17 protein-coding genes are annotated in these 24,403 nt (G+C 45.4%); 13 read left to right on the top strand and 4 right to left on the bottom strand.

What is annotated here, in order from left to right:
* Nucleotides 1–58 precede the first annotated feature (58 nt).
* Nucleotides 59–622, top strand: a complete 564-nt coding sequence (locus D1814_RS04305; RefSeq protein WP_118490262.1) for a helix-turn-helix domain-containing protein — start codon at nucleotides 59–61, stop codon at nucleotides 620–622.
* 188 nt (nucleotides 623–810) lie between these two features.
* Here D1814_RS04305 and rdgC read toward each other — a convergent pair whose 3' ends face one another.
* On the bottom strand, nucleotides 811–1,722 hold the full coding sequence (gene rdgC, locus D1814_RS04300) for a recombination-associated protein RdgC (protein WP_118490261.1): 912 nt from the start codon (nucleotides 1,720–1,722) through the stop codon (nucleotides 811–813).
* A 135-nt stretch (nucleotides 1,723–1,857) separates the two neighbouring features.
* Nucleotides 1,858–3,588: a sensor histidine kinase gene (locus D1814_RS04295; protein ID WP_118490260.1), complete on the bottom strand. Its 1,731-nt coding sequence runs from the start codon at nucleotides 3,586–3,588 to the stop codon at nucleotides 1,858–1,860.
* Nucleotides 3,589–3,853: 265 nt separating this feature from the next.
* Between D1814_RS04295 and phoB the strand changes: the two genes are divergently transcribed.
* The 12 genes from phoB to D1814_RS04235 all read left to right on the top strand — a co-directional run bounded on the left by phoB (nucleotide 3,854) and on the right by D1814_RS04235 (nucleotide 20,188).
* Nucleotides 3,854–4,543, top strand: a complete 690-nt coding sequence (phoB, locus tag D1814_RS04290) for a phosphate regulon transcriptional regulator PhoB (protein ID WP_118490259.1) — start codon at nucleotides 3,854–3,856, stop codon at nucleotides 4,541–4,543.
* Nucleotides 4,544–4,644: 101 nt separating this feature from the next.
* The gene (gene phoR, locus D1814_RS04285; RefSeq protein ID WP_118490258.1) at nucleotides 4,645–5,946 is read left to right on the top strand and encodes a phosphate regulon sensor histidine kinase PhoR; all 1,302 of its coding nucleotides are present in this window, start codon (nucleotides 4,645–4,647) and stop codon (nucleotides 5,944–5,946) included.
* A gap of 22 nt (nucleotides 5,947–5,968) precedes the next feature.
* A complete protein-coding gene (locus tag D1814_RS04280; RefSeq protein ID WP_118490257.1) occupies nucleotides 5,969–6,991 on the top strand; it encodes a PstS family phosphate ABC transporter substrate-binding protein in 1,023 nt (340 codons plus the stop codon).
* 62 nt (nucleotides 6,992–7,053) lie between these two features.
* Nucleotides 7,054–7,845 (top strand): prolyl hydroxylase family protein, encoded by a 792-nt coding sequence (locus tag D1814_RS04275; RefSeq protein WP_118490256.1) that lies wholly within the window; start codon nucleotides 7,054–7,056, stop codon nucleotides 7,843–7,845.
* A gap of 206 nt (nucleotides 7,846–8,051) precedes the next feature.
* Entirely contained in the window at nucleotides 8,052–12,122 is a 4,071-nt protein-coding gene (locus D1814_RS04270) for a beta strand repeat-containing protein (RefSeq protein WP_118490255.1), read from the top strand.
* Between the two features lie 96 nt (nucleotides 12,123–12,218).
* Nucleotides 12,219–14,915, top strand: a complete 2,697-nt coding sequence (locus D1814_RS04265; RefSeq protein ID WP_118490254.1) for a TonB-dependent receptor domain-containing protein — start codon at nucleotides 12,219–12,221, stop codon at nucleotides 14,913–14,915.
* A 207-nt stretch (nucleotides 14,916–15,122) separates the two neighbouring features.
* Complete coding sequence (locus D1814_RS04260; RefSeq protein ID WP_014948287.1) at nucleotides 15,123–15,881, top strand: DUF3450 domain-containing protein; 759 nt, start codon at nucleotides 15,123–15,125, stop codon at nucleotides 15,879–15,881.
* Nucleotides 15,882–15,894: 13 nt separating this feature from the next.
* A complete protein-coding gene (locus tag D1814_RS04255; protein WP_118490253.1) occupies nucleotides 15,895–17,259 on the top strand; it encodes a MotA/TolQ/ExbB proton channel family protein in 1,365 nt (454 codons plus the stop codon).
* A gap of 2 nt (nucleotides 17,260–17,261) precedes the next feature.
* Nucleotides 17,262–17,780, top strand: coding sequence for a MotA/TolQ/ExbB proton channel family protein (locus tag D1814_RS04250; RefSeq protein ID WP_025256525.1), 519 nt, complete (start codon nucleotides 17,262–17,264; stop codon nucleotides 17,778–17,780).
* Between the two features lie 32 nt (nucleotides 17,781–17,812).
* The gene (locus D1814_RS04245; protein ID WP_015066235.1) at nucleotides 17,813–18,220 is read left to right on the top strand and encodes an ExbD/TolR family protein; all 408 of its coding nucleotides are present in this window, start codon (nucleotides 17,813–17,815) and stop codon (nucleotides 18,218–18,220) included.
* 3 nt (nucleotides 18,221–18,223) lie between these two features.
* On the top strand, nucleotides 18,224–18,832 hold the full coding sequence (locus D1814_RS04240; RefSeq protein WP_025256524.1) for an energy transducer TonB: 609 nt from the start codon (nucleotides 18,224–18,226) through the stop codon (nucleotides 18,830–18,832).
* Nucleotides 18,833–18,838: 6 nt separating this feature from the next.
* Nucleotides 18,839–20,188 (top strand): tetratricopeptide repeat protein, encoded by a 1,350-nt coding sequence (locus D1814_RS04235; protein WP_118490252.1) that lies wholly within the window; start codon nucleotides 18,839–18,841, stop codon nucleotides 20,186–20,188.
* A gap of 135 nt (nucleotides 20,189–20,323) precedes the next feature.
* On the opposite strand, the gene D1814_RS04230 is transcribed toward D1814_RS04235, so the two are convergent.
* Together D1814_RS04230 and D1814_RS04225 are read right to left on the bottom strand one after the other, a co-directional pair.
* On the bottom strand, nucleotides 20,324–21,412 hold the full coding sequence (locus D1814_RS04230) for a response regulator (RefSeq protein WP_118495302.1): 1,089 nt from the start codon (nucleotides 21,410–21,412) through the stop codon (nucleotides 20,324–20,326).
* The gene (locus tag D1814_RS04225) at nucleotides 21,396–24,284 is read right to left on the bottom strand and encodes a PAS domain-containing hybrid sensor histidine kinase/response regulator (protein ID WP_183037617.1); all 2,889 of its coding nucleotides are present in this window, start codon (nucleotides 24,282–24,284) and stop codon (nucleotides 21,396–21,398) included. Before D1814_RS04225 ends, D1814_RS04230 begins: the two co-directional genes overlap by 17 nt.
* Nucleotides 24,285–24,403: the final 119 nt, after the last annotated feature.

Here is a 24,403-nt window from a genome sequence, read left to right as displayed (position 1 = left end):
CGTTATAGCGCACAAATGCTTTGTTCATATCAGCGACGAAATAAAAGGCCTTCAATAAATGACAAAAGCGAATGCGCAGCCTTCTGCTATTTCAAAAAGCATTGCCCAACACCTGCAATCAGTTCGTAAAGAGCGAGGCCTTTCGCTTGATAAAACAGCCAAATTAACCGGGGTGTCCAAAGCCATGCTTGGGCAAATAGAGCGAGGTGAGTCCAGCCCAACTATCGCTACCTTATGGAAAATAGCCACAGGTCTTGCGTGCTCTTTTTCTTCTTTCTTGTCTGGTGATGAAGCAGCACCTACGTCTCAACACGCAGATGATAAGTTCGCTAACGACCCAAACGTAACCATTAAAACGCTATTCCCGTTTAGTGCAGTGACTCAGTTTGAAATGTTTGAGCTTTGCTTGAAGGATTTTCATGAGCAGCACTCTTCGGCCCATCAAATAGGTGTGACAGAACACATTCACGTACTACAAGGAAAGTTAGGGGTTTTGCAAGATGGACAGTGGAAAAGCTATCAGGCTCAAGAGCAATGTATGTTGCGTGCAGACCAGCCCCACGGTTATCGAGACGAAGTAGGAGAAACGCGCTTTGTTGTGGTAATTCACTACCCCGCTTGAAGTGGCTAAGTAATGTTTTTTGAGCGGCTAGAAAGCTTTTGTAAAAATCGCCTCTACAAAAGCAAGCTAATTAAAAAGGGTACGCTAGGGATATTTATGAAAAGCCTAATTACTGTAATAGTGATTAGGCTTTGAATTAAACGGTTAATTGAAATTTGAGAATAGATTGCGCTTTATTGATCGCTCGCTTACAAACTATCGTCGTTAAGATTGAGCGCACCACTAAGGAAATTGAGCAGCGTACAAATTTCTGCTGACATTAGCGCGAACTCTGCATCAAGGCGTGCTTCTACCTGATCCTTTGGTACGTCGTCAGTTTCTTCTTTGATGCGGTCGGTGAACTTAATACGTTTAATAGCACCATCTTCACACATAATAGCCGTTAAGGTTTCTGCATATTCAAACGCGACTTTTTGAACTAGCTTACCGGCATCCAAGTGAATACTGATTTCTTCGCTATCAAGGGGTTGGTTCTTACAGCGAATGACACTGCCTGTATCATCGGTAGATTTAAGCTCTGCTTCTTCAAGTAGCCCAACACCTTCTGGTGTTGACTCAGTAACCCAGTGCGTAAGTTCGCTTTGAAGGCTTCTGCGCGTAAAGGGAACGACCGGTAGTGAACCAATGGCTTTTCTTACCATAGCCAAAAAGGCTTCGGCTTTGCCGTCAGATGACGCATCAACTACTACCAAATTGTCTGCAAGCGAGATAAAACCGTGCGTGTAAGTGTTTTTTGTAAAGGCCTGAGGCAGCAGGCGAGTTTGAATTTCTTGCTTAAGGTCTGCTTTAGCTTTTTTGCCGACTGGCGAACCCGTTTCCATCTCAATTTTAGCCACCATTTCGTCAAGCTCTGCATTGACTACAGCACCAGGCAATATTTTTTCTTGTTTCTTTAGCGTTATCCAAAAGCGCTGTTGAACAACATGAAACATGGTGCCTTGCTTACCAGCTTGAGAAAACGGAGAGGCAAACCCCATGGTTGCTAAATCTTGGCTGCCGCACGGGCGAAAAGCATGTTCGTTTAAGACTCGCTCTAAATCACCCTCGTCTAGCGATAGCGGCTGAGTAATTTGATAGGCTTTTACATTTTTAAACCACATAGTGTAAGCATTCTCTTGATAAAAATAGGGCGCAAGCGTACCAACGTAAGACTTGCGGTGCAATTGAATAAAGGATTGTTAGATACATAAACGGGCGCTTGAAGTGCGCGCCCTAATTAAAAATAGTAAAAAAGGTTACACACTCTTTTTGGGAAAACGAATGGTGTACTGTAAGCCGTTGCCGACCGTGCTGTTTGCTTCGATGTGGCCATGCAGTGACTGCGTCACCAAGTTATACATAATATGTGTGCCCAGACCGCTGCCACCTTCTCCTCGTTTAGTGGTAAAGAAAGCATCAAATAACTGACTTAATTCATCTTCACTTAAGCCCCTGCCGTCATCATTATAGGAAATAACAACATTATCACCCTCTTCTTTCACATCGAGTGTTACTGTGCCAGCGGCTTTACTTTCAAAGCCATGCATGAGCGAATTAACGACCATATTTGTCACAATTTGAGCAATAGCGCCGGGGGCACAGGTTACAACTAAATTATCAGGGCAGGTTACGTTGATTTGATGTTGGGTTTGTTTAAAGCTTGGCTTGAGAGATTGAATGATTTCCTTGATGTAGTCACCTAATACAAACTCGCGCTCGGTTTCACTGGTTTGGTCAACGGCCACTTGTTTAAAGCTGGCGATAAGGTCAGAGGCGCGCTCTAAGTTACTTAAGAGTAAAAGCGCAGTTTGCTCTGCTTCATCAATAAAACTTGCCATATTTTTACTGGTCAGGCTTTTATCTTCAAAATCAGTCTTCAGGTTGTTTAGTCGCTCTTGCAGAAAACTGGCTGCGGTAACGCTCACGCCTAAAGGCGTATTAACGTCGTGTGCAATACCGGCAACAAGCCCGCCAAGTGAAGCCATGCGCTCTGATTCTACTAACTGCTCTTGCGCTTGGTGAAGCGTGTCCATTGAGCTTGCGAGTTCTTGGTTGCGTTTGCGAAGCTCTGCTTCTATATACTGGCGATTTTCGTTTTCCTGGCGAAGCTCCCGCTGGTGGGCAATAAGCTCGTCTTTTTGCTGCTCTAAATCGAGCATGATTTGTGACAAAGACGCGGTTTTTTTCGCCACTTCCTGTTCTAAAATAAGGTTTTGATCATCTAACTTTTTATTGGCAAGCGTTAGCTCGCTTTGCGCATTATTCAGCTTGTTATTTGAAATGATAAGGTCATCAATAACATTGTTATACGACTCTTTAAGTTGCAATAGCTCGTTGTCATCATCCGATTTGATGTTGAACTTACTCTCTGCAGGGTGCTGAGGGTCGAAGTTACCCATTTGCTCAGTGATGGACTGTAAGGGTTCAGAGAGCATAGTGCGAAAGGCTGTCATAAATAAAAAAACAAGGAAGGTAGTCTTCACTATCGCGTTGCCGATAAGAAAGAAAACACCTACTTCAATACGGCTAAATATAGTATCGAAGCTTGAGTATAAAGTAACATCGCCTACGGTAGACTCGCGGCCAGAGAATTTGAAAACGAGTGGAAAGCTATAGCTAAAAACGCCACCGGGATGATCCTCTATCAATTCTTGATTGATAGGCGCGGGAGAGCGCTGAACCCGAATGCCGTACTCAGCAATGTAGTTGCCATTTTCACCCCGTACTTGAAGTCCCTCCACAATAGGCAATGACATTAGCCCTTCAGCGATGGCTCGCACTTGGTCATTATTGAGCTCCCACAATGCGCGAGTAAGACTAGAAGAAAAGGTGTTTTTTAACGTTTGAAGCTCGCTTTCAACGTGATTTTTAGTACTAAGGTATTCTGTAAAAATTTGTCCTAATGTCACAAGAAGTGTGAGCGCAAAGTACACCGACAATACCCTTGCTAAGAGCTTCCTTGATAACCCTGTCTTGACCGCAGCCATAGAAAAACACACCCCTGTTACTTCAGACTTTTATGATTCTCACACTTGTGATGAAAGCGCCATTTTGAATTACATACGTGTAGATATTTTTGACAATTCAAGAATATGCGCAATTGTATGAATAAACAAGATTCTATGTATAAACTTTGGTCAAACCGTGTTTTATAACCGTATTAAACTTGACACATTAATGTAATCGTTTTAATAAAACTGTCACAGACCACATTAATAATAACGGCGTTTATAAATGAGCAGGAATATTACGATGTCTCGTACAGTGTTGGTGGTTGAGGACGAAGCGCCTATCCGTGAGATGCTTAAGTTTGTACTTGAGCAGTCTGGTTTTAACATTATTGAAGCCGAAGATTTCGACATCGCGCAGGAAAAAATTTGCGAACCTTACCCCGATTTGATCCTACTGGATTGGATGCTGCCGGGTGGAAGCGGTGTGCAGCTAGCAAAAAGTTTAAAGCAACACGAGTTTACTCGTGACATTCCCGTCATCATGCTTACTGCCCGGGGGGAAGAAGAAGATAAAATTCGAGGCCTAGATGCAGGTGCTGACGATTACGTGACTAAACCCTTCTCGCCAAAGGAGCTAGTGGCAAGAATTAAAGCGGTAATGCGTAGAGTTACGCCCACATCAAATGAAGAGCCGATTGAGTTTAACGGGCTTAAACTTGAACCTGTATCGCATCGCGTTATGGCAAATGAAGAGCCACTGGATATGGGGCCGACAGAATTCAAGCTATTGCACTTTTTCATGACCCATCCAGAGCGAGTATACAGCCGAGAGCTTCTTCTTGATAACGTGTGGGGCACCAATGTTTACGTTGAAGACAGAACAGTAGATGTTCACATCCGACGCTTGCGCAAAGCTATCTCTCGCCACGGACATGATGCTATGATCCAAACCGTACGCGGTGCGGGTTATCGTTTTTCTACTAAGCTTTAATAAGATGTAGTGTTCAGGGAGTGGTATGGCACCATTCCCTCCACGTCTCTGCGCCACGCGAGCGTGCGTTTATTTCCACTTTCAACAACGCGAGCTATTTCATGTATTACCCGTTCTCTTGGTTGAGAAGTACATTGCGCTTAGTGCTATTCCTGGTGATTTTTGCGCTGGTCGGGTGGTATCTGGACGATATGCTATTCGCTGTCGCCATTGGTGCGACTTTGTTACTACTATTCAACTACTGGCATCTTTATAAGCTGAATCGCTGGCTGTGGCACAGTCGCAAAATGTCTCCTCCTACTGTTCGAGGTGTATGGGAGCATATTTATGAAGGTATTTATTACCTTCAGCGCCGAAATCGCAACAAGCGTAAAGAACTTGGCGAGTTAGTAAAACGCTTTAGAGAGGGTTCTGAAGCCTTGCCAGATGCAGCAGTAGTGGTTGATTCAAAAGCATGTATTATGTGGTGTAATCGCCTTGCGCGGTTAGATTTAGGCCTAAAGTGGCCCCAGGACTCAGGCCGTCGAATCGACAATTTGTTGCGTCATCCTGAATTTATTCAGTACTTCCATGCGGGTAACTACAAATACCCTATTGAAGTACCATCGCCGACGAACCCCAATAAAACCTTTGAATATCGAATAATGCCTTATGGCGACGAGCACCTTCTTCTGATTGCCCGGGATATAACGCGCGTATCTCAGCTTGAAGAAATGCGTAAGGATTTTGTGGCGAACGTATCTCATGAGCTTCGAACGCCGCTAACGGTTATCAATGGATACTTAGAGATCCTTCCGGTTGACGAACAAACCGATCCGTTTATGCACAAAGCGATGAAAGAAATGACATCGCAAACTCATCGCATGCAAAACTTGATAGAAGATTTGCTTGTGTTATCGCGTATCGAAGCAAGTTCTGAACGTATTTACGAAAACGTGGTGAATATTCCTGCTGTGCTTGCCCAAGTGGAAAGAGAAGCACTGGCCCTTAACAAAGAAAAGAACCACTCTATCAAATTCCATATTGATGAAGAGCTGTATGTTTTTGGTGTAGAAACTGAGCTTCGCAGTGCCTGTTCTAACTTAGTATTTAACGCCGTTCACTACACCCCTGCGGGCGGGGAAATCAACGTATATTGGCAGCGCGGTGCGAGCGGTGCCCAGTTTTCTGTAGTAGATAACGGTGATGGCATTGAACAAAACCACCTTAATCGCTTAACAGAACGCTTTTACCGTGTAGATAAAGCACGCTCCCGTAAAACCGGCGGTTCAGGCTTAGGGTTATCCATTGTAAAACACGTGCTAAGTCATCATAATTCCCGCTTAGAAATAACCAGCACGTTGGGCGAGGGCAGTAATTTTTCCTTCGTGCTGGATAACGAGTTAATTGCAGAGCAGCTGTAAACTTAAGAGGCAGTAAACCTTGGTGAGCAAATGTCATAACATAGTGAATGGGCTATACCGCGGTGTTGTAAGTTTATCGTTGGTAATAGGTCTGTTGTCTCCACTAGCATTATTCGCGAATCCTCAGGCTGCCCAAAGCGTTTCTTCTGCTTCAAGCACTTATCAAGTCCCAGCCTACGAACGCAAGCCTGGTGTGGCTGGGAAAATATCCTCAGTGGGCTCAGACACGCTGGCAAACTTAATGACCTTCTGGTCACAGGAATTCAAAACTCTCTATCCTCAAGTCGGTTTTCAGATACAGGCCTCTGGTTCTTCTACCGCCCCGCCTGCGCTGATCGAAGGTACTGCCACCATAGGCCCTATGAGCCGAGAGTTAAAGCCCAGTGAAATACGTGATTTTACGCGCGTTCACGGTTACCCGCCTACGGTATTAAAAGTGGCAATGGATGCCATCGCCATTTTTGTGGATAGGCGCAACCCGCTGCCGGGGATGACCCTTGAACAAGTTGATGCGGTATTTTCTGAAACCCAGTTTTGTGGCAGCATTACAGCCATCACCAATTGGTCTCAGCTCGGCGTTGACGACATAGGATATCGTTCTCCTATCAGGCTGTACGGCCGGAATTCAGTGTCGGGTACTTACGGCTTGTTTAAAGTGATGGCGCTGTGTGATGGTGATTTTAAAAACACAGTAAACGAACAACCTGGCTCTGCATCTGTAGTACTGTCCGTGGCTAGCGGTACAGGTGCCATTGGCTATGCCGCTTACGGTTATAAAACCGCAGGTGTCCGCGCGCTGCCATTGGGTGAATCGCTAGATAGCTTAATCCCTCTTTCTATTGATACGGTGCGCAACGAAACGTATCCGTTTGCCCGTTTTCTTTATTTAGTGATAAATAAAAAGCCCGGTGAGCCTTTACCTACTCTGGAAAGAGAGTTTTTGCGCTATATCTTGTCACAGGAAGGACAGCATCAAGTGTTAAGGGACGGGTATTTCCCTATTCGCGAAGACGTACTGGTACGCCAACGCCGATTGTTGGAATAGAAAAACTAAAGTAGAAGCCGTATCACTCGCCGTTAAAAGCAAAGGATAAAATAGTGTCGTATATGCCGCCTGCGTGGAAACAATGGGTTGTCAAATGCTTGCTGTCAGGGACAGCTGTGCCAACTATCGTAACCACCCTAGTGGAAAACGGCTTTTCTCCCTACACGATCAAAAAAGTGCTCGGCGCCAATCTGCCCACCGATTATCAGTTTTCTCCCTCTTCAAATTTCTACGAGAAGCTAGCAAAAAGTGCTATCACCCACGCGGAAGAGGCTAAGCCACTTGCCGAGCCCAGTGACATTCAGCTCTTTGCGTACGATAACTTCTTGAGTAGCGAAGAGTGTGACGACATTGTCGCGCTAACCAAAGATAAACTTGCGCCCTCTAAACTAGCAGGAGCCGCTAGCGCTGATGACATTAGAACTTCTTCAACATGTGAATTAGCCTTTCTTGGTAATGAGCTAGTCAAAAACATTGATAGTCGCATTGTTTCAACACTTAGCTTAGGCGTGGGAGAAGGGGAAGTTATTCAGGCTCAACACTACAACGTTGGGGAATATTACAAACCGCACTACGACTTCTTTCCTCCAGGTAGCCCGCAGTATAAAGCGCATTGTCTATCGCGCGGTCAGCGAACATGGACGTGCATGATTTACCTTAATGATGAATGTGACGGCGGTTACACACGTTTTACTAAGCTAAATATTGCAGTAAGCCCTAAAAAGGGAAAGGCACTTTTTTGGAACAATTTACTGCCCTCTGGCGACCCCAACTTTGACAGTGTTCATTTCGCAGAACCTGTCACCCGCGGTCACAAAACTGTCATCACCAAATGGTTTAGAACGAAAAACTAATCAACTTGGGTTAAGCTTTTAGTTTTATTTTTAATCAATTTTGTTTTATCTAATTGAAAAGCAATAGCTTTATATAGGCTTTAGTTCAAAGCTGAAAAAGTTCAAATAAATTCGATAAGTTTTTTGCTTTGTAACAAAAATGTCACCGATCTCATTTACTCTCTAGCAAACCTTAGAATCCGTATTACAAAAATCTGGAGAATTTAATGGAAATTCGTAACATATTTAAGGTAAGCGCTATAACGACTGCGCTTGTCCTTGCAGGCTGTGGCGGTGACATCAATATTAATGAAGGTGATGAAGTAGTAACAACTCCAACAACACCAACTACACCTACAACACCAACGACACCGACTACCCCTGATGTAGATACGCCGTTCTCCTTAGGCTTTGCCACTGACGTATCAAGCGAATTCTCAGGAACGATTACAGACAAGCCCGTCTATCGTCTAGATACTGATTTAACTATCACTCAAGATATGACCTTAACGAACGATGCTCACTGGATCATCAAAGGTCGTACGGCTGTTGGTAACGACAACGCTGATGCAGCGGTACTAACTATTCAAGAAGGTACTACAGTAATCGGCGAAGACGGCGATGACTTCTTGGTTGTACGTCGTGGCTCTCAAATTGACGCATCTGGTACGTCTTCAGCGCCTATTGTAATGACATCGGTACAGGACGTTACTGGTGAAGAAACTTCAATCGGTCAGTGGGGCGGTGTCGTTCTGCTAGGTAATGCACCAACTAACCTTTGTAATACGGGTGACGATGCAGATACATCTGATGAAGAACTAGCAAACTGTGGTGTTTCTGCAGAAGGTGACGCGGGTCTTTACGGCGGTAATAATCCAGAAGATAACTCAGGTACCCTAGAGTATGTTGTCGTTAAGCATGCGGGTAAAGCACTGGCATCAGGTGACGAGTTAAACGGTATTTCATTCGCTGGTATCGGTTCAGGCACCACAGTTAACTATATTCAGGTTCACCAAAACCTTGATGACGGTATTGAGTTCTTCGGTGGTACAGTTAATGTAAGTAATGTTGTACTTACTGACATCGGTGACGATTCACTAGATTGGTCATTTGGCTGGACTGGTAGCGCAACTAACGTTTATATCCAACAGTCAGCTGACGGCGGCGACAACGCAATCGAAGCGGACAACAACGAAGACAACCCGTCATGGTTACCGCTAACTAAGCCAACTGTTTCAAACGTGACGATTGTAAGTGCTGATGGCACAAATGGCGTACGTTTACGCAACGGTACGGCAGGTGTACTTTCAAATGTACTGATTACAGGTTCTACCCTGGCGAACAATTGTCTTCGCGTAAACGGTGACGAAGCGATTGCAAATGCTGAGTCGGGCGAGCTTTCAATTACTGATTCTATCGTTGCGTGTGAAACGCCTGCGAACAACTTTGGCTCTGACACCATTAATGGTGGCACTACTCAAGCATGGTTTGAAGGTCAAGATGGCAACAGCGTTTTAGCTGCGTCTGCATTAATGCTTGAAGATAACGGTTACTTCCCAACTGCCTCTTCTCCTGTAGCACTTGGCGGCGGTCAATATATTGGTGCATTCAATCCTAACGGCACAGACTGGACTGTAGGTTGGACGGTAGGCGTAAACGGCGGTTTCCCAACTGACGTTCAAAACGCATTTGCACAAGGTCTAGCAACAGACGTATCGGCTGACTTCGACCTAGACAAGCCGGTTTACGAAATTGCTGCAGACACCACATTCACATCTGACGTTACACTTACTAACGATGCTTACTGGCTAATTAAAGGCCGTACTGCAGTAGGTAACGATAACGAAGACAGCGCAACACTATACATCGAACAAGGTACGACTGTGTTTGGTGAGCAAGGTGATGACTTCTTGGTAGTACGTCGTGGCTCAATGATTGAAGCTAACGGTACAGCAAGTGCACCTATCACGTTTACCTCTGTACAAGACCTTATCGGTGACGAAACGGGTATCGGCCAATGGGGCGGTATCGTTCTTCTAGGTAATGCACCAACTAACCTATGTAATACCGGTGATGATTCAGATACCTCTGACGCTGAACTTGCTGCGTGTGGTGTGGCTGCTGAAGGTGACGCGGGTCTTTACGGCGGCAATAATCCTGCAGATAGCACAGGTTCACTTCGCTACGTAGTAGTTAAGCACGCAGGCCGCGCGCTTGCAGCGGGTGACGAGCTAAACGGTATTTCATTTGCAGGTATCGGTTCAGGCACTAAAGTCGAGTACATTCAAGTTCACCAAAACCTTGATGACGGTATTGAGTTCTTTGGCGGTACCGTTAGCGTACGTAACGTTGTACTTACTGATATCGGTGATGACTCGCTAGATTGGTCTTTCGGTTGGACAGGTAACGCGCAAAACGTTTATATCCAACAATCAGCTGCGGGTGGCGACAACGCTATTGAAGCGGATAATAACGAAGACAACCCAGCGTGGCTTCCACTCACTAAGCCTACTATTTCTAACGTGACTATCGTTGGCGCTGACACAACTAACGGCGTTCGTCTACGTAACGGTACTGCGGGTAACATCCGCAATCTAGTTGTTACTGCTGGTGAAGGCTATTCTAACTGCCTACGTGTTAACGGCGACGAGTCGATTGCTAACGCAGTATCTGGCGAGCTTTCTGTAGAACATTCAGTGGTTGCTTGTGAAGCAGGCAATAACTTTGGTTCAGACACTATTGGTGGTGGTACTACTCAAGCATGGTTCGAAGGTCAAACAGGTAACAGCGTGCTTACCGCTGATGCACTAATGCTTTCTAACGATGGCTTTACACCTCGCTCTGGCTCACCACTTCTTGGCGCGGGCGTTGATGTATCACAAGAGAATGACTTCTTCGCAGCAACTGACTATATCGGCGCATTCGACGGTGACAACAACTGGATGGACGGTTGGACTGTTGCGGTAAATGACAGCATTCCTGCTGACGTTACAACGGCACTAGAGCAAGGCTTGGCGACCGACGTGTCTGCGAGCTTCCCTGATATCACTGATAAGCCTGTTTATCAGCTCGCTGCTGACACCGTGTTCACGTCTGACGTATCGCTAACTAACGATGCTCACTGGCTAATTAAAGGTCGTACAGCGGTAGGTAACGACAACGCTGACAGCGCTTCACTTTACATTCAGCGTGGTACTACGGTATTCGGTGAAGACGGTGATGATTTCTTGGTTGTCCGTCGTGGCTCTAAGATTGAAGCGTCTGGTACTGCAACACTGCCAATTACCTTTACATCTTCAGAAGATATGACTGGCGGCGAAACAGCCATTGGCCAATGGGGCGGTCTGGTTATTCTAGGTAACGCACCAACAAACCTATGTAACACAGGTGACGACGGTGATACGTCTGAAGCTGAACTGACAAACTGTGGTGTAGCCGCAGAAGGTGATGCAGGCCTATATGGTGGTGCAGACAGTGAAGATAACTCAGGTACGCTTCGCTACGTTATCGTTAAGCACGCAGGTAAAGCACTTGCAGCAGGTGATGAGCTAAATGGTATTTCATTTGCGGGTGTCGGTAGCGGCACTGAAGTAGACTTCATCCAAGTTCACCAAAACTTAGATGATGGCGTTGAGTTCTTCGGCGGTACAGTGAACGTAAGTCACTTAGTTTTAACAGCTATCGGTGATGATTCTCTAGACTGGTCATTCGGTTGGACAGGTAAGGCGCAGTACGTAGTTATCAAGCAAGATGCAGCGGGCGGCGACAATGCCTTTGAAGCTGACAACAACGAAGATAACCCTGCGTGGACACCACTGACTACACCAACAGTCTCTAATGTAACAATCTTAGGTGCAGACAATACAAACGGTGTACGTCTTCGCAACGGTACAGCGGGTACAATCAAAAACCTAGTGGTTACCGGTGGTGCAAACTACAGCAACTGCCTACGAGTGAATGGTGACGAGTCAATTGCTAACGCAGCAGCAGGTTCACTAACTGTTACACACTCAACAGTAGCATGTTCATCTGCGAGCGCATTTGGTTCAGATACAATAGGTACAGACAGCACCCAAGCGTGGTTTGAAGGTCAAGACGGCAACAGTGTACTTGCTGACACTGCAGCACTTGGCTTTGATTCAACAGGTTTCGTACCTGCAAGCAATTCAGTTTTATTAGGTTCAGGCTTCGACGCTTCTACTTTGGACGCTTTCTTTGATAGCACAGACTTCCAAGGTGCATTCGACGGTGAGTCTGACTGGACACTGGGTTGGGTAACTGTTGGTCTTCAAGACTAATAAGTGAATGCGAGACACAGTAAAGCTAAGGCGTTTTAACGCCTTAGCTTTTGTGTAAGCGCAGCTACCTGATTACAGTTTCTTAGGAGTTACACAATGAAAAACAATCAAACGTCAGCATTTAAAGTCGGTGGACTTTCGCTGGCTATCGCGTCCATTCTTGGCGCAAGCGCGTTACCGTTATCAGCAGTAGCACAGCAGTCAGAAGACGAAGTAATTGAAGAAGTCGTTGCTACGGGCACGCGACTTAAAGGAACCGCAACGGCGGTTTTACAAGAGCGTCAAAATCAGGCGTTCGTTGCGGATATTCTTGGGGCAGAACAAATTTCTCGTACCGGTGACGGCGATGCAGCTGCTGCACTTCGACGTGTGACAGGTCTTACGCTAGTTGACGGTAAATTTATCTACGTTCGTGGTTTGGGTGAGCGTTATTCAAGCACACAGCTAAATGGCATGACGGTACCAAGTCCGGATCCTACGCGCTCGGTTGTACCGCTTGATTTATTCCCATCAAGTATCATCGAAAGCCTAAACGTTCAGAAATCTTACTCACCCAACATGCCTGGTCACTTTGGTGGTGGTAACGTAAACATTCGTACTAAATCAATCCCATCTGAGTTTGTATTTAACGTAAGTGCAGGTGGCGGTTGGAATACGCAAAACAGCGATACCGGTGTTTTCTATTCTGGTGGCGGTGATGATTGGACAGGTCGTGATGACGGTACCCGTGCACTGCCTGACATTATCAGCTCTGGTCTTGCTGCAAATGGTTCTGCAGGCTTCGAGGGCGACCGTACAAGAACACTGGCTGAAACGCAGGATATCCTAAGTTCATTTAACTGGGACATCGGCCCAGACGAAAAGTCTGTAGACCCGAACTTCAGCTTGGGTACGACCATTGGTAACAATTACGTTTTCGACAACGACTCTGTACTTGGTTTCCTTGCAACGGTTTCTTACAGCAACGAATGGACCGTTGCCGAAGAGATGTTAGGTAACGATATTGGTGGTGGTCAGGAAAATCCACGTTTCACTAAATATCGCGACATGGTGTCTACTGAGCAAAACGTACGTTGGAGCGGTATGTTCAACGTAGGTTACGAATATAACAGTAACCACAAGGTAGAACTTGTAAACATGATACTTCACGACATGCGTGATCGTGTTCGCGATGGATACTACTTCGATGAAAGTGAATCTAATCCTGGCGTGGAAGAGTTTCGCCGCATGGATATCATTTTCGAAGAACGTGAAATGGTTTCTTCACAGCTGAAAGGCACGCACAACTTCCTTAACTTGTTAGACGGTGTGTTTTTCGATTGGTACGTTGGAACTAGCCGTGCGTCTCGTGAAGCGCCAGACATCATGGAAGTAACATTCCAGCAGTTCTATGACGAGTCGGGTGCACTAGAGCTTGAACGCCTTGATGATACGCCAGGAACTAACTTAAACCGTCAATATCAGGTGCTTTATGATGAGTCTGACACCTATGGTTTCAACGTGTCTACCGCATTCTTTGGCGACGGTTACGATGTTGAACTTAAAGCCGGTATGGATTACTACGACAAAACCCGTGACGGTAACAATATTGACTTAGCGGTGCGTCACTTTGGTATTTCTTCTGACTTTAAAGAAGGTAGCCGTTTGAATAAAATTTTCTCACAGGAAAATATCTATAACGACGACTTCTACACCAGTTCAACGGGGCGTTCTGTGTTTCAGGACAACACAGGTGCAGGTGATAAGTACTCAGCGGCAACCAAACTTACCGCAGGCTATTTCATGGTTGATGCATTCTTCAACCAGAAGTTCCGCGTAAGTGGCGGTGCTCGTTATGAAGATTTCCAGCAAGTATCGATTCCATTTGTCGAGCATTCTGATACGTTTGCAGATGATACCGATGCTATTGTTGACAGCATCTACAGTGAAACTGATGTACTACCGTCATTGGCTTTCACTTATATCCCAAGTGAAGAAATGCAGTATCGCTTTAACATCAGCCAGACGCTAATTCGTCCTGACCTACGTGATATCAGCTCAACCTTCTTTATTGACCCGCTGACAGAATTCCTTGTACGTGGTTCTCCTTCACTGGTTGAGACTGAACTGACCAATATCGACTTCCGTTGGGAGTGGTATATGTCACAGGGTAACAACTTGTCTATTGCACTCTTCTACAAAGATATGGAAAACCCTATCGAGATGGTGCAGTTTGACGGTGGTGAAGGTGTGCCTCAGCTATTAACGGCTAACGGTCAGGAAGGTGAACTGTATGGTATCGAATTTGAATTCTTGCACGACCTTGGCTTTATTGGTGATAACTTCAGTAACTTCTTTGTATCAGGAAATATGACGCTTTCTGACTCAGAAGTAACCATTGGCAGTGGCGATCAAGAATCACTGTTTTCTCAGCAGGCTCGTGAAGCTTACGGCGGTACTATCACGGCGACCATAACTAATGACAAACGTCGTCTAGTGGGTCACTCAGAGTGGGTTGCTAACCTTCAGCTGGGTTGGGATTCTGATAACGGTGAGCATTCAGCATCAATAGTTTATAACTCATTTGGCGAGCGTATTATTGCGCCTGGCGTGCGTGGTTTTGAAGATGGTATTGAAAAACCGTTCCATTCATTGGATGCTGTTTATACTTACTACCCAGACTTCAACACTACGATTAAATTCCGTGTACAAAACATTTTCAATGATGAAAAAGAAATTGAGCAGGAAGGTCTTACGCTTCGTAAGCTAAGCGTAGGTACAGGTATTAACGCTTCAATTACTTATAACTTCTAAGAAATAACACCCAGTTTGGCTTCTTTGAAAAGGGAACCACAACATTCACCTAAAGCCCGGTTTTTCTTCCGGGCTTTTCTTTTTGTGACAATAGTCATCGATTTATGACAGTTCCGTAATAAAACTGTCACAGAAAAATCCTATCCTACGCGCAGAAATTTATAGTCGGATACAACCGATTTCTTTTAACTTTAAAGGTTTGAATGTATGAAGCTTATCAATGCCTTGCTTGTAGCAGGTGCGCTAGCAGCGACACCCGTGCTTGCACAAGACGATGAAGTCTTAAAACCCGTTGTCGATGAGGCAGCGAAAATAAACGAGTCAGCGGCGAAATCGCAAGAAAAGATCAACGGTATTACCGACCAAATCGACAGCAAACTTCAACAGTTCAAAACATTGATGAAAGAAATCGAAGGCCTTGAGGTTTATAACACTCAGCTTCGCAAGCAAATCAATAACCAAGAGCAAGAAATGGCAGACCTAAACGCTGCTATCGATGAAGTGTCTGTTGTTGAGCGTCAAATTACGCCGCTAATGATGCGCATGATTGACGGCCTAGAACAGTTCGTTGCTTTAGACGTACCTTTCCTTCCAGAAGAGCGCGCGAATCGCGTCGCTGACCTTCGCGCTATGATGGACCGCGCCGACGTTGCTGCGTCTGAAAAATTCCGTCGCGTAATGGAAGCGTACCAAGTAGAGATGGACTACGGTCGCACTATGGAAGCGTACAGCGGTATTCATTCAATTAACGGTCAAGAGCGTGACGTTGAATTCCTACGCCTTGGTCGCACAGCGCTAATTTATCAAACACGAGATGCAAGCATGCAGGGTGTTTGGAACAAGCAAACTCGTCAGTGGGAAGAGCTTGATAGCAGCTACCGTACACAAATTACAAAAGGTCTGCGCATGGCGAAGAAGCAACTTGCACCAGACTTGCTAATGCTGCCAGTGGCAATTACAGACTAAGAGGTTGATGAGAATGTTTAACACAGTAAAACGTATCGCTGTTGGTCTAGCAGCCCTTAGCATCAGCGTTGGTGCTTTCGCACAAAGCGACCGTGCTATGGACTTAGACGCGCTTCTTAAGCAATTAGAAGAAGGTCAGTTCGCACAATCTCAGCAAAACAAACAGCGCGAGCGCGATTTCCAAGCACAACGTGCAGAGCAAGATCGCATTCTTCGCGAGACCCGTGAAAAGCGTGACCAAATGCTTGCACAATCTGAGCAGCTTGAAACACAGTTTGAAGAAAACGAATTTAAACTGGCTGACTTGAACGGTGCACTAGACACACGTCTTGGTTCACTAAAAGAGCTATTCGGTGTACTTCAGCAAATCGCTGGCGACACCAAAAACAAATTCTATAACTCAGTTATTTCTGCGCAGATTCCAGGTCGCGCTGACTTCCTTGATCAAATGGCGCAAGACATGGGTTCAAGCTCTAAGCTTGCATCAATTGAAGAAATTGAGCGCGTTTGGTTCGAAATGCAGCGTGAAATGACGGAAGCCGGCAAAGTCACCACCTTTACTACTGATGTTGTTGAAGCGGGCGGTGAAAAAGTGAATAAGTCTGTAGTACGTGTAGGTCCATTTGCACTCGTTGCTGATGGCAAATACTTAGAGTACAACGGTGTAACAGGCACAGTGTCTGAACTAGTACGTCAGCCTGCTGACCGTTACATGAGCTCTGCCGCTGAACTACAAGGCTCAAACGGTGAACTAGTGCAGTTTGGTATTGACCCAACGGGTGGTTCAATTCTTGGGCTTCTTGTTCAAGCGCCTAACCTTCAAGAGCGTGTAGAGCAGGGTGGTGTTGTAGGTTATATCATCCTTATCGTTGGTGCATTCGGTCTTCTACTAGCTCTAGAGCGTCTTGTAACCCTGTCGCTTATTCGCATGAAAGTGAACAAACAGCTTAAGAGCAAAGAAGTAAACACAAACAACCCGCTTGGCCGTGTACTTAAAGTACGTGACGAGCATCCAAACGCTGATGTTGAAGCGCTTGAACTTCACCTTACAGAAGCGATTTTGGGCGAAGTGCCTAAGCTAGGCCGCAACCTAACTATCATTAAGATTATCTCAGTAGTTGCACCGCTTATGGGTCTACTAGGTACGGTAACGGGTATGATTAATACCTTCCAGGCAATTACCTTATTCGGTACAGGTGACCCTAAGCTAATGGCTGGTGGTATTTCAACTGCACTTGTAACAACTGTATTAGGTCTTGTTGTAGCGATTCCAATGACACTGCTTTATGCAATGCTAAACACACGTTCTAAGAACATTGTGTACATCCTACAAGAACAAGCATCTGGCGTAATTGCAGAGCGCGCTGAGCGAGGCTAATCATGATCGAGTTTCTAGAAGCAATTCGCGATTTCACAGAAACAGGGGGCCAGGTTCTCCTGGTCATCGGTCTGCTGATATTCGTTATGTGGCTTTTGATCCTCGAGCGTGCGATGTATCTGATGGTTTGGCACAAGCAAGCCAAGAAAGAAGCGGTAGCAATGTGGACTGCACGTGCAGATCGCTCTTCTTGGTTCGCTGAGCAAGTTCGTCAGAAAACAATTTCACAGTTAACCATGCGCCTTAACGGCAGCATCCCAATTATCCAGTCGCTGGTAGCGCTTTGTCCGCTGTTAGGCTTGATGGGAACGGTTACCGGTATGATTGAAGTGTTCGATGTAATGGCGATTGCGGGCTCAGGTAATGCTCGTTCAATGGCATCAGGTGTATCGAAAGCCACTATCCCGACAATGGCGGGCATGGTTGGCGCACTTTCTGGCGTATTCGCCGCTACCTGGTTAACTCGTATGGTGAAATCAGAACGCACGCATCTTGAGGATGCATTGATTATTCAACGTTAATGCTAGCTAAGCGTTAAGGTAAGGTATTTATTATGAAGCAGCACTTTCAAAACCTAGTCGATGAGGAAGAAGCAAACATCGACATGACGCCCATGCTGGACGTTGTATTTATCATGTTGATCTTCTTTATCGTGACTGCGTCATTTGTGAAAGAAGCCGGTATTGATGTTAACCGTCCTGAAGCAGCAACTGCTGTGAAAAAGGACCGCGCTAATATACTTATCGCTATTTCAGATAAAGGCGAAATTTGGATAAACAAGCGTCGTATTGACGTTCGCGCTGTGCAAGCGAATATTGAGCGACTACATGCTGAAAACCCACAAGGTACCGTTGTTATTCAGGCTGACAAAAAAGCCACAACAGAAACCTTGATTAAGGTAATGGACGCGTCACGAGCCGCTGGCGTTTACGATGTTTCGATTGCAGCCCAAGAGCCATAAATCATGCCACGATATTTAATCGCATTTGCATTATCCCTTGCGATCACGTTAGGCCTGTTCTTCTTGATGCAATCGCTTATCAAGATGGGTGGCAGTGCTCTAACTGAACCGCCAAAGGGAAGCGTGCTTGACTTCGTAAGAGTTAAGCAGGATGAACAGGTTGAGAAAAAAGATCGCAAGCCGAAAAAGCCACCTAAGCCAGAAGAGCCGCCCCCGCAAATGGAACAGCCTCAAATGGACTCGCCTTCTCCAGATGCAGACGGCACGTCTATGGACTTTGGTGCTGAAGTGGGCGACGACATCTCGCTAGAGGGCGGGTTGGCCCTTGAATCTGGTGACGGTGAATATCTGCCTATCGTTAAAGTTGCGCCGGTATATCCACGACGCGCACTTCAGCGGGGTATTGAAGGTTTCGTTATTGTTGAATTTACAGTAACTAAGCAAGGTGCGGTACGCGACCCAATTGTTGTTGAAGCTAACCCTTCAGGCATTTTTGAACAAGCGGCTATAGATGCTGCCATGAAGTTCAAATATAAGCCTCGCGTGGTTAACGGTGAAGCAACAGAAGTGTCTGGTGTGCAAAACCGTATTACGTTCCAAATTGACGGGTAACAGAACATGATGAGAAAACAGACGAACACCTTGCTTAGTGCACTGGCGTTTGCATTTGCATCGGCCACGGTATCTGTACCTACTATGTTCATTGCTTCTAACGCTATAGCGCAAGAGGCTGAACAGCAAGATGGACAAGCGATTAAAGCTAGCGATAAGCAAACACGTCGGGTCCCTACACTTCGCGGCAAAGTCTACGAACAGCTAGCCCGTGCGCAAACGGCAGCAGATGAAGCGGGCAATGTAGGAGAAGCTATTTCCATCTTGAAAGAAGTGGAAGATAAGTCTCACTCTATGAACGCCTACGAAAAAGCCATGATGTACAACTTTTTCGGCTTCATATATTACAACAACGAAGACTACGCCAAAGCGTTGGAATCGTTCGCCAAGGTGGTAGAGCAGCAGCCTATTCCTGAAAAGTTCGAAATGACCACGCTTTTCAGTTTGGCACAGCTAAACCTTATGCAGGGCAATTACGACGACACCATCACATACCTAGAGCGTTGGGAAAGTCTAAATACAGGCCCTGTACCGGTTAAAAACAAAGTGATAAAAGCCCAGGCGTACTACCAGAATAAGAAGTACGACGAAGCTGCAATGTGGATTTCTGAAGCGGTGGCTGACCACGAAGCTGAAGGCATGATCCCCGATGAAGGGTGGTTAATTCTTCAACGTGCTATTTTTTATGAACTCAAGCAGCCTCAAAAGGTTAAAGACGTTCTTATTAAAATGGTGAAGTTGTTTGACGAGCCTAAATATTGGATCCAGCTAGCCGGTATGTACGGTGAGCTAGGTGAAGAGCGCAAGCAGTTGGCTATCATGGAAACCGCTTATCAGCGTGGGTTTGTTAATACGTCAGCTGACGTGTTTAACATGGCACAGCTTTATTACTATCACCGTGTACCTTATAAAGGTGCTAAGTTGATGGAACAGGCGATGAACGACGGTGTACTTGAGAAAAACTTACGCAACCTTAAGTTCTTAGGCCAAAGCTGGTCACTTGCCAAAGAGCAAGACAAGGCAATTCCCGTTATGATGCAAGCTGCTGAACTGTCTGAAGACGGCGAGCTAGATGCACAGTTAGCGCAAATTCTACTCAACGAAGAGCGCTTTGACGATGCCATTGCTGCTGCAGACCGTGCGGTTGAAAAAGGCGAATTAAGAAACCCTGGTTTAGTTTACTTGATTAAAGGCATGGCACTTTACAATAAAAAGCAATATGCCCTTGCGCTTAACCAATTAGCAGAAGCTGAAAAGCATCAGAAAAGCCGTGCTATGGCACAGCAGTGGAAACAGTTTGTACAAGGCGAAAAGCGGCAAGCTGATGCTATCGCTGCCGAGCTTGGCGCCAGTTAAGCCCTGCGCTCAACTCATAAACTTGTTGAAAAGGTCGATAATATCGACCTTTTTTTATGCCATTTATTTACCCTCGCCTTGAATAGCAAGTCGCTTATCTTCTTTGTTGTAGTAGATAAGGCACCGTCGCGCTAATCAAGAGCGTTGAGGGAGTAATTCGCTTACTGAAGCCATCTGTCCTTCCGCTTCTAACTGGTTCCAATACCTTTTGGTGTCCAATATTTCTTGTTTTATAGAAAGAAAACACGCTACCAGTTTTGGGTCGAAATGTTCACCCGCTCCTTCCTGAAGGTGTTCAAATGCTTCTTCATCAGACCATGCTTTTTTATAAGGGCGCTTCATCGTAAGGGCATCAAAAACATCGGCAATGGCGACAATACGAGCACTTTCAGGGATATCTTCTCCTAATAAGCCTTCAGGGTAGCCTGTACCGTTCCATTTTTCGTGATGGCATAGCGCAATTTCCGCCGCAAGGTTAAACAAAGGCGTATCGCACTGCGAGAGAATTTTATGACCAATTTGTGCATGGGTGCGCATCACTTCCATTTCGCTGTCTATTAGCCGCCGGGGGGCTTTCAAAATAGCGTCGGGAATACCTATTTTACCAGTATCGTGCATAGGCGCGGCCTGCGCTAACAAGCAAGCGTCGTCATAGGACCAGCCCCACGCAATCGCTAAACATTTGCTGTAGGCGGCCATGCGCCAAATATGGTGCCCTGTATCTGTATCATTATAATGCCCTGCTGCCGCTAACATAGTAATGGCACTTTGCTGGCTTTTGCTAAGCTCTTCAGTGCGTTTTGACACTAAGTTTTCGGTAGTACGCATTTGGTGAGCAAGGCTGATATGTGTTTTCACGCGCGCAAGGGTAATGCTGGGCGATACCGGTTTAGTAATGTAGTCGACGGCGCCAAGTTTAAAACCCTTTTCCTCGTTTTCTCCTTGGGTTAATGCCGTCACAAAAATGACCGGGATTTGACTTAACAGCCTATCGGTTTTTAGCTTCTTACAAACTTCAAACCCGTCCATACCCGGCATCATAATATCTAACAATATTAGGTCTGGGGTAAACTGCTGCACTATTTTAAGCGCAACCGCGCCGGATGGCGCAACCTTAACATCATAATAGGGGCTAAGTATGCCAAGCAATATATCAATATTGGCTGGCTCGTCATCGACAACGAGGATACTGAATCTATGTGCTACTTTATTCTGCTTGTTCATGCTTAATTTCATCTATGATCTTTTGCGCCACAACTAAAGCCCCTTCGAAATCATACACAGAGGCGCGCTGTTTTAATTGACTTATGCTGTGTGAATGAGGTGAATCACAATGGCAAGCTGCGACTTCAGTAATATGGTCAAGCGCCTTTGCATCATAAGCTTCAAGAAAGTTTTTTATTTGGTATAACGATAAGAGCAGGGGCTCCGTCCCCATTTTGTTACTTTCAACCGAGTCATTTTTCGGGTCTGTTTTATCTATGGTATGCGCAATTAAACGCAGCGTCGCATCTAGTTCGAATGAAAGCTCTGCAATGTATTTCGCAATGGCCGTATCCGGACGTTGTTGAACGTCTACAATACGTTGTAAATGTCGTTCTAGCGTACTCGCGCCAATCTGCTTAGCGTCTGCGGTTAAATTTGTTAAAAGTTCGCTTGTGCAGGACGGCGCATGAAAAATGTTCAGCAGGTCAGACATTACGCTTCGTTGGCTGTACTTGTTGTAAAAATCCAATAGCGCACTGAAAAACTTATTGAATCCATCCAAGGGCACGATTTCAACGTAGCCTGAGTGAATATGAATATCGATGGTATGAACAATTTCGTTTGCGGTGGCGGGTTTTACTAAGTGATGGCACATACCAGCTGCTAGCGCTTTTTCTGATGCTTCATTGGTTTCATCAGCACTTAGCGCGATAATTGGTGTAAACCAGTTTTCATTTTGCGTCAGTGTTTCTGCGATGTCATAACCAGATATATCTGGTAAGTGACAGTCAAGTAAGATAGCGTCAAAGACATTAGACTTACACAGCGCCAGCGCATACTCTCCCGTTGTTGCCGTTAACACTTTTACGCCTAAATCAGCAAGAATTTGTTGGCTTATCTCCACGCTAATAAGGTCATCATCTACTACTAATACTCGCTTACCTGCCAATCTGTTCGTTCGCCATTTTTTACTTTCAAGACCTTCGGTTGTCTCCTTATTTGTTGACACTCGCAAAGGTGATAAAGCAGAAATAATTTCGCTTTCTGTAAATGGAAGCTCAATAATCCGAACATCGCTGGGGAAGGTTTTTCCGAATCGCTTACGAACGTCTTCTCGACAAAATGGGGTTATCAGAACATTGACGTTTAAGTCGCGGTATTCACCAAATTGCATGTGATTGGCAAAGCGCTTCCAGCTCAATTCATCACTAGGTAAATAAGCGATGCTAAAGGGCGCCTGTTGAGGCAGTAGCCCTTCTGCCTGATCAACGATTTGACAGTTAATGCCGAGTCTTTCTAACGTTTGGCAGAGAATATGACATCCTTGCTCCACGCTCTCGTGAGTCTGAATGCAAAGTACTTCTGAGGGGACGGAAATAGGAAGTAAAGCCTCAGTAGGCTTCCCGTTATCAAGGCAAACGGGAAGCGAGAATGCAAAGCAACTCCCCTCATTGATTTGGCTTTCAAGGGTCAGCTCACCACCCATGAATTCTACAAGTCGCTTACAAATTGCAAGCCCTAACCCAGTACCACCAAACTTTCGAGAGATGGATGCGTCAGCCTGCTCGAAGGCATTGAAAAGTTTTGCTTTGCCCGCATCGCTAATTCCCATTCCGGTGTCACTTACACTAAAGAAAAGGTGCTTATCCCGCTTATCGACTTTAAGGAGAACGTAACCTTTTTCAGTAAACTTGATAGCGTTGCTTAATAGATTTATCAAGACTTGATAGATTTTTTCACTATCCCCCTTACATGGCGTGTTGGTATTGCAGCGAATATCAAAAAGTAACTGAAGCTGTTTTTGCTGTGCTTTTACTTGAAACACCTGCGCCAGTTTTTCTATCATTTTAGTTAACGTAAATGGTTCATCGAGAATGTCTATCTTATTGGCTTCAACTTTAGAAAAGTCCAAGATACTGTTCATCAGCTCGAGCAGCGCATTTGAACTGCGCTGAACTTTCTCTAAATATTGCTGGCGCTGTTCATTATCGGTAGTCTCTAAGGCTAGATGTGTTAAACCTATGATGGCGTTCATCGGCGTTCTGATTTCGTGGCTCATTGTAGCGAGAAAGTCGGTTTTTGCTTTGTTTGCACTTTGCGCTTCGTTATAGGCTTTTTGCAGCTTCTGTTCGATAGCTTTTTGACCGCTGATATCGTTAAAAACGCCCACATGCCCGTCGGGTTCACCTTCGTTGTTCATCAGCGGTACCGCAACAATAGAAATAGGGAATAGCCTACCTCGCTTATCGGTAAAAAAGTCTTCATATGAGGTATAAGACTTTCCTTCACGAATAGTGAGATTTACCGGGCATTGTTCTCTAGGTAAAAGCGTGCCGTCCCCCTTTTGATAATGGACGGTATCGTGAAAACGACGGTCTCGCAGTTCTTCTAAGGTCCACCCTAAAAGTTGAGATGCGGCTGGATTAAGAAATTGAGCTGTGCCCTCTGCGTTAACGGCATAAACCCCTTCTCCGATACTGTCGGTAATACTTCGGTAAAAGGCGCGCCCTTCAGAAAGGCGCTTTTCTAAACGCTTCTGTTGAGAAATGTCAGTCCCAATAACAATAAGACGGTCGACAAGCGCCGCTTTTGTTACAACCGGAACCACAGTAGCAAATACATACCAAGGCTCACCCGTCTTTCTTATGCTGTGTACCTCGCCTTGCCATATGTTACCTAGTGCAAGTGAGCTGAATATCTCATGCTTTTCATCTGCTGTAATATTGGTGATGTCGAAGGCGGTGATATTCTCACCCACTATTTCAGTCTCGGAAAACCCAGAGAATTCACGACATTTTTCATTAGCGCTAAGGATATTACCTTTTACATCCATAGTTGCCACCATGCCATGCTTGTCCATAGCTTGACGTTCTAGCAATGTGCTGTTCACAACAAAGGGCCTTTTGAAAGACGTGGAGTAAATCTAGAACAAGTACGCGGGTAGACGGGTAATGTCGTAAATTGCATAAGTGCAACGAAAGTGAGTTAGGTATGCTTAAGTTAAAGTCA

Source organism: Alteromonas sp. BL110, from assembly GCF_003443615.1.
GTDB lineage: Bacteria > Pseudomonadota > Gammaproteobacteria > Enterobacterales > Alteromonadaceae > Alteromonas.
This window is presented reverse-complemented; position numbering and strand designations above follow the sequence as displayed.

What these genes read in the sequence shown, in the direction of transcription:
- D1814_RS04305 (WP_118490262.1), top strand. Translation starts at nt 59, where the DNA reads ATGACAAAAGCGAATGCGCAGCCTTCTGCTATTTCAAAAAGCATTGCC.
- rdgC (WP_118490261.1), bottom strand. Translation starts at nt 1,722, where the DNA reads ATGTGGTTTAAAAATGTAAAAGCCTATCAAATTACTCAGCCGCTATCG.
- D1814_RS04295 (WP_118490260.1), bottom strand. Translation starts at nt 3,588, where the DNA reads ATGGCTGCGGTCAAGACAGGGTTATCAAGGAAGCTCTTAGCAAGGGTA.
- phoB (WP_118490259.1), top strand. Translation starts at nt 3,854, where the DNA reads ATGTCTCGTACAGTGTTGGTGGTTGAGGACGAAGCGCCTATCCGTGAG.
- phoR (WP_118490258.1), top strand. Translation starts at nt 4,645, where the DNA reads ATGTATTACCCGTTCTCTTGGTTGAGAAGTACATTGCGCTTAGTGCTA.
- D1814_RS04275 (WP_118490256.1), top strand. Translation starts at nt 7,054, where the DNA reads ATGCCGCCTGCGTGGAAACAATGGGTTGTCAAATGCTTGCTGTCAGGG.
- D1814_RS04270 (WP_118490255.1), top strand. Translation starts at nt 8,052, where the DNA reads ATGGAAATTCGTAACATATTTAAGGTAAGCGCTATAACGACTGCGCTT.
- D1814_RS04265 (WP_118490254.1), top strand. Translation starts at nt 12,219, where the DNA reads ATGAAAAACAATCAAACGTCAGCATTTAAAGTCGGTGGACTTTCGCTG.
- D1814_RS04260 (WP_014948287.1), top strand. Translation starts at nt 15,123, where the DNA reads ATGAAGCTTATCAATGCCTTGCTTGTAGCAGGTGCGCTAGCAGCGACA.
- D1814_RS04255 (WP_118490253.1), top strand. Translation starts at nt 15,895, where the DNA reads ATGTTTAACACAGTAAAACGTATCGCTGTTGGTCTAGCAGCCCTTAGC.
- D1814_RS04250 (WP_025256525.1), top strand. Translation starts at nt 17,262, where the DNA reads ATGATCGAGTTTCTAGAAGCAATTCGCGATTTCACAGAAACAGGGGGC.
- D1814_RS04245 (WP_015066235.1), top strand. Translation starts at nt 17,813, where the DNA reads ATGAAGCAGCACTTTCAAAACCTAGTCGATGAGGAAGAAGCAAACATC.
- D1814_RS04240 (WP_025256524.1), top strand. Translation starts at nt 18,224, where the DNA reads ATGCCACGATATTTAATCGCATTTGCATTATCCCTTGCGATCACGTTA.
- D1814_RS04235 (WP_118490252.1), top strand. Translation starts at nt 18,839, where the DNA reads ATGATGAGAAAACAGACGAACACCTTGCTTAGTGCACTGGCGTTTGCA.
- D1814_RS04230 (WP_118495302.1), bottom strand. Translation starts at nt 21,412, where the DNA reads ATGAACAAGCAGAATAAAGTAGCACATAGATTCAGTATCCTCGTTGTC.